The 11318-nt window shown below is 63.8% G+C and carries 10 protein-coding genes and 3 pseudogenes; 10 read left to right on the forward strand and 3 right to left on the reverse strand.

Annotation, left to right across the window (positions count from 1 at the left end):
* Positions 1-107 precede the first annotated feature (107 nt).
* Genes ACFFIC_RS10470 through ACFFIC_RS10485 form a run of 4 tightly spaced genes read left to right on the forward strand, consistent with a single transcriptional unit; the run spans position 108 to position 4341 of the window.
* Positions 108-608, forward strand: a complete 501-nt coding sequence (locus tag ACFFIC_RS10470) for a Csu type fimbrial protein (RefSeq protein ID WP_377050109.1) — start codon at positions 108-110, stop codon at positions 606-608.
* 27 nt (positions 609-635) lie between these two features.
* Entirely contained in the window at positions 636-1352 is a 717-nt protein-coding gene (locus tag ACFFIC_RS10475; RefSeq protein WP_377050110.1) for a fimbrial biogenesis chaperone, read from the forward strand.
* Between the two features lie 47 nt (positions 1353-1399).
* Positions 1400-3850 (forward strand): fimbria/pilus outer membrane usher protein, encoded by a 2451-nt coding sequence (locus ACFFIC_RS10480; protein ID WP_377050111.1) that lies wholly within the window; start codon positions 1400-1402, stop codon positions 3848-3850.
* The gene (locus ACFFIC_RS10485) at positions 3847-4341 is read left to right on the forward strand and encodes a Csu type fimbrial protein (RefSeq protein WP_377050112.1); all 495 of its coding nucleotides are present in this window, start codon (positions 3847-3849) and stop codon (positions 4339-4341) included. The genes ACFFIC_RS10480 and ACFFIC_RS10485 overlap by 4 nt, the downstream gene beginning before the upstream one ends.
* A gap of 268 nt (positions 4342-4609) precedes the next feature.
* On the opposite strand, the gene ACFFIC_RS10490 is transcribed toward ACFFIC_RS10485, so the two are convergent.
* Positions 4610-4867 carry a hypothetical protein gene (locus tag ACFFIC_RS10490; protein ID WP_377050113.1) on the reverse strand — a complete coding sequence of 86 codons (258 nt, stop codon included), beginning with the start codon at positions 4865-4867 and terminating at the stop codon, positions 4610-4612.
* A 288-nt stretch (positions 4868-5155) separates the two neighbouring features.
* Between ACFFIC_RS10490 and ACFFIC_RS10495 the strand changes: the two genes are divergently transcribed.
* The 4 genes and pseudogenes from ACFFIC_RS10495 to ACFFIC_RS10510 all read left to right on the forward strand — a co-directional run.
* Complete coding sequence (locus tag ACFFIC_RS10495; RefSeq protein WP_377050114.1) at positions 5156-6079, forward strand: CinA family protein; 924 nt, start codon at positions 5156-5158, stop codon at positions 6077-6079.
* A gap of 426 nt (positions 6080-6505) precedes the next feature.
* Positions 6506-6760, forward strand: a complete 255-nt coding sequence (locus ACFFIC_RS10500) for a hypothetical protein (RefSeq protein WP_377050115.1) — start codon at positions 6506-6508, stop codon at positions 6758-6760.
* Between the two features lie 258 nt (positions 6761-7018).
* Positions 7019-7411, forward strand: a complete 393-nt coding sequence (locus ACFFIC_RS10505; RefSeq protein WP_377050116.1) for a Crp/Fnr family transcriptional regulator — start codon at positions 7019-7021, stop codon at positions 7409-7411.
* 65 nt (positions 7412-7476) lie between these two features.
* Positions 7477-7770 (forward strand): annotated as a pseudogene (locus ACFFIC_RS10510) (helix-turn-helix domain-containing protein); the annotation flags it as partial.
* Here ACFFIC_RS10510 and ACFFIC_RS10515 read toward each other — a convergent pair.
* Complete coding sequence (locus ACFFIC_RS10515) at positions 7746-8078, reverse strand: transposase (RefSeq protein WP_377050117.1); 333 nt, start codon at positions 8076-8078, stop codon at positions 7746-7748. The pseudogene ACFFIC_RS10510 and the gene ACFFIC_RS10515 overlap by 25 nt on opposite strands.
* A 221-nt stretch (positions 8079-8299) precedes the next feature.
* Here ACFFIC_RS10515 and ACFFIC_RS10520 point away from each other — a divergent pair.
* A pseudogene (locus ACFFIC_RS10520) lies at positions 8300-8636 on the forward strand (transposase domain-containing protein); the annotation flags it as partial.
* A gap of 240 nt (positions 8637-8876) precedes the next feature.
* Here ACFFIC_RS10520 and ACFFIC_RS10525 read toward each other — a convergent pair.
* Positions 8877-9548, reverse strand: a complete 672-nt coding sequence (locus tag ACFFIC_RS10525; RefSeq protein WP_377050118.1) for a GNAT family N-acyltransferase — start codon at positions 9546-9548, stop codon at positions 8877-8879.
* A 1448-nt stretch (positions 9549-10996) separates the two neighbouring features.
* Between ACFFIC_RS10525 and ACFFIC_RS10530 the strand changes: the two are divergent.
* Positions 10997-11257 (forward strand): annotated as a pseudogene (locus ACFFIC_RS10530) (transposase); the annotation flags it as partial.
* Positions 11258-11318: the final 61 nt, after the last annotated feature.

Genomic DNA, 11318 nt, shown 5'->3' on the forward strand with positions numbered 1-11318 from the left:
CCCGGCTGATCCGCTGCGGCCACTACGCCTCAACCTGGCGGTGCCGTCAGCAGTGCAACTCATTCTTCATCATTGATTGCGATAGGAGACAGACGGCGGAGGCGAACGTGTCAACCGAGCGATCTCGAGGTTTTCCTGCGGCATTGGTCATCGGCCTTTGTGCGGCCCTGGTCCCGCCGGGAGAAGCGGATGCCGGAAACACATCCACCACAATGGCTGTGAGCGCCACGGTGCTGTCCTATTGCTCGGTGTCAACGCTGCCGCTGGCTTTCGGCAATTACAGCGGTTCGGCGGTGTCCGCTTCGACCACTGTGACGGTCACCTGCACGCTCGGGACCGCCTTCAACCTCGGCATCGATGCCGGACTCGGCAGCGGCGCGACCGTTGCCGCCCGCAAGATGACCTACGGCGCGAACACCTTGACCTACGGCCTCTACAGCAATGCCGGCGCTACAACGGTCCTCGGTTCGACGATCGGCACCAATACCGTCGCCGATACCGGCACCGGTACCGCGCAGACCGTGACGGTTTACGGCCAGATTCCGGCCGGTCAGGCCGTCGCCCCCGGCACCTACAGCGACACGGTAACGGTGACGATCACCTACTGACGAACCCGAGAACAAGGGAGATCGAGCATGCAAAAACTTGTGTGCGCGGCACTAGGCTTCGCCATTGCGGTCATCTTATCGACCTCCGCCCATACCCAGAACCTTCAACTCGAGCCGGTATCGGTGGCGTTCCAGCCTGGCCAACTCGCGACGACGTTGACCGTGAAGAACCGTTCCGCCGTCGCGTCTTCGGTGCAGATACGCCCCTTCCGCTGGAGCCAGAGCGGTGGCGAGGACGTGCTGCTGCCGACCGACCTGCTCGCTGTCAGCCCGCCGATCGTGCGGATTGAACCCGGCCAGACCCAGACCTTCCGGCTGGTGCTGCGTCATCCTACCGTGGGCGACGAGGCCTGCTTCCGCGTGCTGCTCGACGAGCTGCCGTCGGCTTCCTCTCCCGGGTCCGTCCGCATTGCACTGCGCCTGTCGGTCCCGGTCTTCGCTCCGGCGTTGCCGCAACGACCCGGCACCTTGTCCTGGCGCGTTGGCCACGATGAGCGCGGCCCGTTCCTCGCGGCGCAGAACCAGGGGGGGAACCATGTCCGGGTCCTCAACCTGCGGCTCACGACGGCGGCCGGCTCTGCGGTTCCGGTCCGTTCGGGGCAACTCCCTTATGTGCTGCCAAAGGCCGAGCAAATCTGGCGGCTGGAGCGGTCAGGCCCGGTGCAGGCCGGAGCACCGATGCGGGTTTCGGCAATTTCTGATGCGGGGCCGATCACCGGCTCCGTGAGGGTGGACGGGCGGTGAACCGGCACGGGCTGCAGCGTCAGTCTCCGGCGCGGAACGTCATGGTGATGTTCGCAGCCGTCATGATCGGCTGGGGGGCGCGCCCCTGTTCGGCGACCAATGGGGATCGCGCGCTGCTCCTCGGCGTAACGGTGAACGGCAACCCCGCGGGCGTGGTCACGGACTTCGTGGAACGCGGAGGACGGCTGTTTGTGCGCCGGTCCGACCTTGAGGCGATTGGAGTGACACTTGGCGCGACGGGGGTGCGCGACCGTGCCGACACGGAGATGCTGCCGCTCGACGGCTGGCCCAGCCTTTCCCACCGCTTCGACGAACGCTCGCAGACAATCGACCTTGCCGTTCCGGATACCCTGCTGCGCCCCACCCGAATCCGGCACGCTGCCGGAGCGATGGCCAGCGACCTGCCGGTGGAGAGCGGCTGGGGCGCGGTGCTGAACTACGACCTGTTCGGCACCAGCCTCGGTCCGAGGAACTTCGCTCAATTCCTGCTGGATGGTCGGGTGTTCACGCCGCACGGTGTGGCCGTCACGTCGATCCTCGGCAGACTTGGGCCGAGCCTCTACGGCGATTCCATCACCCGGCTCGAGTCGAACTGGGTGTTGTGGAATCCAGACTCGATGCTCAAAGCCCGCATCGGCGACGTGCTTGGCCGTGGCCTATCCTGGACCCGGCCCGTTCGCATCGGCGGAGTCCAGATCGGCACCGATTTCGCGGCGCGGCCCGACCTTGTCACCTTTCCAACACCGACCTTCGCTGGTTCGGTGGCGGTGCCGTCGAGCGTGGACGTGCTGGTGAACGGCGTGCGCCTGCTCACCCATGACGTGCAGCCCGGTCCCTTCGAGGTTCGGCAATTGCCGATCGTGACCGGGGCGGGCGAGGTCTCGGTGGTGACCCGCGACAGCACAGGGCAGGATGTTCGCCGAACCCTGCCGATCTACGCCAGCACCGCCATGCTGGCATCGGGCCTTTCCAGCTTCTCCGCCGAGGTGGGGGTGGTCCGGCTCAGTTATGGCCTGCTGAGCGACGATTACCGCGCGCCTGCCGGCTCGGTAACCTACCGCCGCGGCCTGTTCGACCACCTCACCGCCGAGATCCATGCGGAAGGCACCACCGGCGTGGGCTCCGGCATCGATCGCCGCCAACGCACCGGACGGGTGGCAATGGCGGGCGGTGGATTGATCGTCGCCGCCCCGCATCTGGGTGCCTTGTCCCTGGGATTGGCAGGAAGCGCGTCTGAGAACGGACGCAACGCCGCGCTCGCCACGGTGGCCGCGGAGCGGATCAGCCCGGGGTTCAGCGTCTCGGTGTCTGCGCAGGCGACGACGCGGGGTTTCGCCGATACCGCCGCGGCGTTCGGCGATCCCTTTCCGCGGGTCAGCATCCGCGGGAGTGTCGGCTGGACGATTGAGGGCATCGGCACCTTCGGCATGGCCTATGCCGGCCTGTGGAGGGATGCGGCGGCAGTGCAAGCGGTGGGGGCAGGTACCTTCGGGCACAGCACGAGACCGATAGGCGCCGCCACGGGCTTTGACGTTCTGTCGCTCCTTCCCGCGCAACGGGTTTCCGTTCTGTCGGCCAGCTTCTCGCGTCCGGTACTCGGCGAATGGGCTTACCTTTACGTGAACGCCTTTCGCGACTTCGGTGGCAGCACCGGTGTAATGGCGGGGATCAGCATTTCGATCGGACCGCGCGCGACCGTGGGCGCGAGCGCCTCGGCGGGGCGCGGCCAGACCTACGCGGCCGTGCAGGCCAGCCAGGGGGTGGTCGAAGTGGGCGATCTTGGATGGCAGGCCCAGGCCGCGCGGGGCGACCTGGAGCGGCAATTCGGCCTCACCGAGTATAAGTCCCCCTGGGGCCGGGTCACCACGGGTGTGGATCGCACTGGGCGGCAGACCGCCGTGCGCGCCGGGGTGCAAGGCGCGCTGGCCTTCGTCGGCGGCAACATCTTTGCTGCCAACACCCTGCGCGACAGCTTCGCCGTGGTTGATACGGGTGGGGAGAAGGGCGTAGGCGTGCTGCACGAGAACCGGCTGATCGGCCGGACTGACGGCTCAGGGCAGGCACTCGTGCCGAACCTCCGCTCCTTCGAGGCCAATCGCCTGGCAATCGATCCGTCAGACGTGCCGATCGACGCTGATGCCCTCGTGACCTCCCGCCTGGTTCGCCCGAGGGATCGCTCGGGCGTAATGGTCCGCTTCCCAGTAACGCGGAGCAGGGGTGCTCTGCTGCGGCTCGTGGATGCAACCGGGATGCCCCTTCCGGTCGGCGCCACCGTCAGCCTGCAGGGGCACGGCGCAGAAGGGGGTATGGCAGCAGGGGCGCCGGTGGGGTTTGGCGGCGAAGCCTATCTGACCGCCCTTACGCCATGGAACCGGATTGAGGTTACGCTGCCGGACGGCGCACGCTGTTTCGCTGAATTCGGCTTTGCTGAACGGAAGGGCGAGCTGCCAGTGATCGGCGCGGTGCCGTGCCGCGCAGCGGCAGGCACCTCGCCGTGAGGCGGGGAGCCTGGCTGGCCGCCACGATCCCGATCGCCGCTCTGCTCGCATCCGCATCGGGCGGGGCCGCCTTTGCCGCCGCGGCGTCCTGCAGCGTCGGAACAACGGCCTTTGCGTTCGGCACCTACCAGCCGCTTGCGGGAACGTCGCTGGCATCCACCGCAACGATTACCGTCGTTTGCGACCCGGGCTTGCTGACCTTTGTGAGCTACACGATCCAGCTTTCCGCCGGAGCCAGCGGGCAGGTGAACAACCGCCTTATGACGGGCTCGGCGGGCGGATCCCTGCGTTACCAGATCTACGCCGACGCTGCATATTCGCAGGTTTGGGGTGACAACTCGGGAAGCAGTCTGGAAGTGAGCGCTAGCTACTTGACCCTGCCGCTGTTGCCGTCGACCCGGACCTTCACGGCATACGGGTTGATGCCAGGCGGCCAGCCGGCAATACCTGGCACTTACTCGGATGCAATTTTGGTCACCGTCCGCTACTGAGGGACGAGTCGAAACCGGGCTGAACCGTTCCGATGCACTGATGATGAGACGTGCTGACCAGCCCCTGTTTGATGGGCGGACACATCCTCAGTGAGGATCGCCGTGGTCCTGGTGCTCCAAACTGGTCCGTCCGGAGCGCAAGTTTTTCGGGCACTGTGAGGCCCCGAGGAGGGGGACCTCGGGTAATCCTGATTGACGGCACCATCGTCACCGCCCACCCGAAGACGAGCGGCGCAAAGGGAGAACCTAACATCAAGCGATTGGTCGCTCACGCGGTGGCCTGACCAACAAGATCGTCGCCCTTGTCGATAGGCTCGACAACTTGGCGCGCTTCGTCCTGCTGCCAAGTCAGCGCCACGACACGATCGGTGTGCCGCCCCCAGTCGAGGGTGTCGCCTTCGGCGCCCTGCTCCGCGACAGGGCCCTGGACGCCGACCGGCTCCGGGCGGAACCCGACGCCCGGGGGACCGTCGCCGTCATCGCGCCCAAGGCCAACCGCAAAGGCCACGTCGACTTTGAGCGCCATGTCTATCGCTGGAGGCACCTGATCGAGAACCCTTCGCCAAGTTCAAGGAATTCCGCGGGGGCGCCAGCCGTTACGACAAGACCGACACCAGCTTCCACGCCAGCATCAACCTCGCGGCTGCCAGCATCGCCCCAGGATGAACGTCAACGGCCCCTCGTAGGGACAGGTCACCTGATCCATTCCGCCACGCAGCACCATTGCACAGGGGCGTCGGGCCGCTACTTTTTCCTTGGCAGCGGAGATAGAATACCGACATCTACCCCGAACCGGCTGATTGGAAGAGAAGAAGTGCCCGTCGAGCTTCGCCATTTGATATTCACGCCGTCAGAGATTATCGAGGCCATTTCTCTTTTCCGCAGGGCGCGGGGCCAGGCAATTCCAAGTGGTCAGGTAAAGTTCGCGCAGGCCGTCGGAGGGCAGTCGGACACGCCCCTTCATTTTCGACTTGTGATCCAACCCGATGTCGCTGCCAGGAATGACGCCTTCGACGCGGAATACAAGCTCGAACTGACCAGCGCCGAACTCGCGGCGGTCCTGATTATCTACTGCAAAAGCCGCAGCATCCCTATTCCCGCCGGTTCAACCAAGGCGCTGCAGAACTTCTCCGGCGAAATTGCCCTGACGATCGCCTCGAACACAAACAACAAGGAAGCTTTGGACAGGCTCCTGCAGAAGGTGGGAAATTTGGGCGAGCGCGACGAGGAGGGTATCGACAGGAGGCATCAGCCCACGGCGGATCTGGCGAAGCGTCTGGGTGCGCTCCTCAAGAAACGTGGCGAAACCATCGCATTCCTAGAAACGGCTTCGAGCGGCATGGCTTCGGCAAACATGCATCTCGCTCCGGAGACGAGCGCCTTCTGCCTCGGCAGCGCCGTGGTGCACTCGGAACGATGCAGCAACACGCTGCTCGCGATCACTGCGAAGGACCTCGCCTGGATGCAGTCGTCTCCCGCAACCTATGCCACTCTCCTCGCTCGCAAGACCCGCGAGCACTTCGGCGCGAACTGGGGTGTGGTTCAGGTCATCGAAGGCGAGTTCTTCGCTCCGAAGCCCGGGTACCGTTCCGGGCGCAGCTGGATCGCGGTTTCTGGCCCCGAGGAGGTTATCAGGGAAACCGGCAAGGCGCCCGACGAACCACTCGCTCGAATGCAGCACTACGCGAGGGCCTTGCTCGAGATCGTTCCCGCCGTGCTTGAGGGTCGAGGGCTTTGAAGATGGTTGAGTTCTTGCCGGGGCTTGAGTACGGGGACTCGGAGAGAATGCGGATATCCGGCGTCTTTAAGGCCACTCCTGCCTCCTGGTAAGTCCTGGCTTCACGGAACGGACCGACTGATGTCGAGAAGCCCACGGCCTTGAAGCCGCGCGCCGAGGCAGCGCCGACCAATTAGGTGAGCAACGCCATCCACGTTCCCCGCGACGTCCTGGTCATTCTGCATCGCGTCGCTGTGGAGCACGCGAGCCACAGGGCAGACAGCCTTCTGTCTCGGATCCTCGCGGAGTTGGTGCGCGCGAATGCGGCGGCTCTGCCTGATACGGTGTTAGAGAGGTGGTGGTGAGGCGTAAAACTGGCCGGAATGCCTACCCGGCCAACTGATCTGGGTTTGGGACTAATCCGACGCGATGGCGCTAAAGTGTCGGATGACATTGACCCCTGACCCGCACGGCCAAGCTGCCCTGATGCTGTGTGAGACCCTTGCCCTTCTCTTGGTCGAGAAAGGCGTCCTCCTCAAGAGCCAGGTGATTGAAGCCATCGACGGTCTGATCGAGGTCAAGGAGGAGGTTGCCGGGGTCAGCGAGAGCGTGGTGGTGAGCATCGTCTCGATTGGCTTGCTGCGGAACATAGCCCAAAGCATCGCCGCAGCGACTGTTCCGGAGCCCAGGCTGGTCACTTAAGAGCCACTCACAGGATCAGAGCATTCCTCCTCTACCCCCTTACAATCCTGCAAGCTACCTTTTCGCGGCTTCTCCGTTAAGGCCGCAGGGCTGCGCCGATTGGGCTCATCCGTGGGAACGCATCCGTTGCTGGAGATGTTGGATGGTCAGCGCCGCTGAGCACCGCGATCAGTCTTCGCCCTACCCCCACCCACCAACAATCTCTCAACAAGGAAGCTTTTGCACTTCGCGCTCTTGTCCGATCCGGACCGGCAGCTCTTGGACGAGCTCGCCGCACGGAAGGAGCATTTCTCGGTTAGTGTGGACATTGTCGGCGAAGGCATGGTGCCGCGCTCGGTGTTCCTGCTTAAGGAAGGCATGGCCATGCGCTACCGCAACGTGCCGGATGACGGGCGGCAGATCGTGACGTTCCTGATCCCGGGCGACTTGTGCGACATGCATATGTTCCTGCTCAAGGCGATGGATCACTCAGTCGAGACGATCACTCCTGCGCGTATCGCGTCGATCTCGCGTGAACGCATCATGGGCCTGTTCGGCTCCAAGCCTCGCATCTCCGCGGCATTGTGGTGGAGTTCCCTGCAGGAGGAGGCGATGCTGCGGGAGCGCATTGTCTCGCTGGGCCGCTGCGATGCACGGAAATGTATTGGTTAACCTGCTGTGCGAGTTGTTGTGGCGGCACACGGCTCTAGGGCTGACCGACGGCGAGGCTCCGTTCTCCGCTGACCCAAACCGAGTCGGGTGACACGCTGGTCCTCACCCCCGTGCATGTGAACCGCGTCCTCAAAGAGTTCCGGCAGCGCAGCCTGATTTCGATGGGTCGGCGAATGATGAGCCTGCTGAACGGCGAAGAGCTGCAGGCTCTGACCGGTTTTAACAGGGACTACTTACATTTGGGCGGCGCTCATGTGGAGGCCACGCGCTACTTCGATTCCCTGGAGAAAGCTCAGCGCGGCGATACCGATCCGGCCCTCTCATACTGCCCGGCTCAGAAGCTGACCTGGTTGAGGTAGGGGTAGCTCGTGAGGGGGAGTGGCCGCTCTGGGGTGAGTGCGTTCGAGGCGGTGCAGAGCGCGTCGACGAAGGCGTTGTAGCGCGCGAGCAGGCGATGGCTCAGATGTCGTTCGCGTAGGAACAACCAGACCCGCTCGACGGGGTTCATCTCGGGCGCACAGGGCGGCATCAGGACAAGGGTGACGTTTCCCGGGATGCGCAGGTCGCGAGCGATGTGCCATCCGGCTCCATCCACGACCATGGCGGCGTGCTCGTCAGGCGCAAGTGTGGACGAGAGATGCGCCCAGGTGTAGCGCTGGTCGCACAAGCCAGGAGGGCGCTGGTTTGGCTTACATGCTGGACGGGATCGACTGACAGAACCTGCAGCACACCTACCGACTGCAGGTCGCGGGCTGATCCTGTCAGGACATCGGTGATTGTGCTGGCAGTGGGTTCCGCTCTCCGATCCACTCCCTCCATGACGCCTGCACCGGAGCAGATCGACGACGTTGAGGCGCTCCGCGCGGCGCTGGCTGCGGAGCGCGAGACGACCTGACCAAGGCGCTGGACTACGCGCTCAAGCGCTGGGCGGCGTTCACCGGGTTCCTCATACGGCCGGATCTGCCTGACCAACAACGCAGCGGAACGCGCCCTCCGCGGCATCGCCCTTGGCCGAAAGGCCTGGCTGTTCGCGGGCAGTGACCGCGGCGGCGAGCGGACCGCGATCATGATCTCGCTCATCACCACTGCGAAGCTGAACGACGTCGACCCCAGAGCGTGGCTCGCCGACGTCCTCGCCCGCATCGCCAACCATCCCGCCTCCAGGCTCGACGACCTCCTGCCCTGGAAACGGAAGCCATCCGATATGGCGCTGGCAGCCGCCTGATCGTCACCCGCCGTACTCGGCGAATGGGTACGGTCGAACTGTGGCGCCTACCGAACCGTTGTGCGTCTTCCCTGCATGCGCAAGCAGGTGAACCGACGAGCTGCACAGTTCAGAATGGCACCAATTGAAAGCAGCGGGCAGCCACCTGATCCGCAGTGAGCGACCACATCGCAGACAGCCTTGTGGTCATAGTCACCTCGGCTTCCAACACTCCCGAAAGCTAAGGCCCATGGAGGATCTTCAGGCGGCCACAGCCTGGGGCTCATCCTGCCAGAGCGATCCACCATTGGTCACGTAGTCCCAGACATCCGGGCGTTCTTGCCGCATGCGTCCCAGCACTTGGCCAACAGGAGCCCAGCAAGGCTGGCGCAGACCATGGTGCTCGACGGCGGGGCCGATCGGCTGGAAGTGAATACCGCTGCCGCGGAGAAGGCGAAGCAGGGTGTGCTCCATGACCGCGCACCAGTTATGGATACCCATGTTCGCGCTCAGCTGGACGACACCTCGCATCAGACCGAGGCGAAGAGGGATGCCATCGACGGTGGCATCGCGGAGGCTCTTCGAGATAGCGAAACGGCTGATCTCGCCCGTGCCACGCCTCGGCAGCGAGCGGATCACCGGGCTCTCGCAAAGGCTGCTCATTGGCAGGTCGGCGCTCGGGCCGGTCGGCGAGGACGCGACGATCCGCACGGTACCAACAAGACGACCCGTGCTGCGCTGGGTCAGGAGTGCATGTCCGGCCCGCAAGTCGAAGCGGTCGGTTTCCAGCGTGCCTAGGCCCGGCTCGTAGCCGCGCTCCATGCAGTAAATCTGGTGCCGCAGACGATAGACGGCGCGGAGTTTCTCCGGTGTGTCCGCGACGGTGACCTCAAAGGCCTCGGCTGCTTCCAGAAGTCCAGTACGCGATGACATCGTGAACAACTCCCTTCTTCACGATTTAGTGATAACCTATGCACTCCTAGCGATGCAACCGAAAGTTGCATTCTCGCACCGGTCTACGTTCGGACCAAAAATAGGACGATCTTCGTATCGCAGTGATGGAAAATATACCTATGGCTGCGAGTCTGTTATGATCGTTGCTGGGCTCTGGTTCGCCGGTCTGAGGAACGTATGGACGCTGTTGGGTCTCGGAAAAGGGCCGTCGCGGAGGACGGCTTCAGGATTGGCTCCGCTGACACAGCACGCCGTAGGAGGCAGAGTCGGTCGCGCCGGGATCGCCCGGCGGAGGGCATGAGATGGCCGGCATCAAGGCCCATGCGCACTGACCGTCGGCTTGGCCATGAAACTTCAGACATGACGCCAAGCAGATCGGGGCCGAGGCGACCGGGGCAGGCGTGTTGGCTGACATCAGTACGTCGCGGGACTTCTTCGACGCGCGTCGGATAATCCGGAGAAACGTCAGCCTACGCTGAGAAGCAGGACTAACCCACACCATCCCAAGATGGCGCGGAGCGTGCTTCACCGGCCAGGTTGAGCTTGATCTCGTTGGCTGCTTTCATCGATAAAAAAATGGGCCTTCACCTACATGGCTCACACCTGTGGCCAAGTGCTTCCAGGCGAGCGCCTACAGGCCGGCAACCCTGCAGCCCGCACGGACACTGGAGGCCCTATGACCCAGAGGATTCGAAAACCGATCCAATCCGCTCTCCGGACAGGCATTCTCCAGGTGTAATGGAAACTGGATTCAATCACGGATTCGTGAGTTCTCTGGTTTGAACTTCTCTGCACCGAACAGTCTGCCCGGTGGAAAATTATACGTAGCCCTTTTGTGAGCCGATCACTATTGTGGGACAAACTGAGGCATTGAAGTTGTAGGACGCTGGATCATGGTTGACAAACCATCGAGCCCTGTACGGGCACGTGTCAGACATCTTCGCGTCATTTCGGATATGCCGGTATCATCGCACACTCACCAACCGCCCCGGCTGGGCGAAAAGTCATCGGGCCACAGTGTGATCGGGACCCTCGCAGCGGTCGCTGAGCAGCAGCCGCTGTCTGCAGAAAACGTCTGGCGTGTTGTGCTCGTCGGTGAGGCAGTCGGCCGTCTGGTCAGCCGGGCGCGGGACGGAGCGCTGCAGCTGCTCCAACTTACTGAACTAACCGACGCACAGCTTGACATCTACGAGGCTGCCATTGGGGCGTCGCGTGCCAACTAAAGCCAACGACCTTGTTAAGGTGCTGCGCTTGAGACCGCACAAGTTGTCAGTGCGCACAGAACGCTGACTTTGCTTCCCGGGTATCTTCGCGGTGTTTCGTCATCTGAATACCTCACTACTCGCGAAGGCCAGCACTACCTGGGCACTTGCGGACGCGACGTGATCGACCGACCTATTGGGGCACGACCTCGGTAGGGGGTGGTCATGGCAGATGCTGTTCGTGGGGCGGGCGATCTGGACGCTTGGCTTGTCCCCTTCCTCGAAGTCATGGGCCGCAAGACGCGGCGGGGCTGGGCGCCGCTCCACCTGCGAGGGTTGCTTGGCCCTGGGGAGCGCAAGAGCCTGCAACCGATGGCGGCGAGGCTGGGGCTCTTGGGGCACGACCAGCTGCAGCACTTCATTGCAAGCCCCGCCTGGCATGACGCGCCGCTCTGGACGGTGCTGGCGCATGAGGCGGACCGGTTGACCTTCCCCCGCTGCGGTGGACACGGGTTAAGGCCTACGCGGCCGCGGCGAGTTGTTCCAT

Source organism: Muricoccus vinaceus, assembly GCF_042433125.1.
Taxonomy (GTDB): Bacteria; Pseudomonadota; Alphaproteobacteria; order Acetobacterales; family Acetobacteraceae; genus Roseomonas; species Roseomonas vinacea.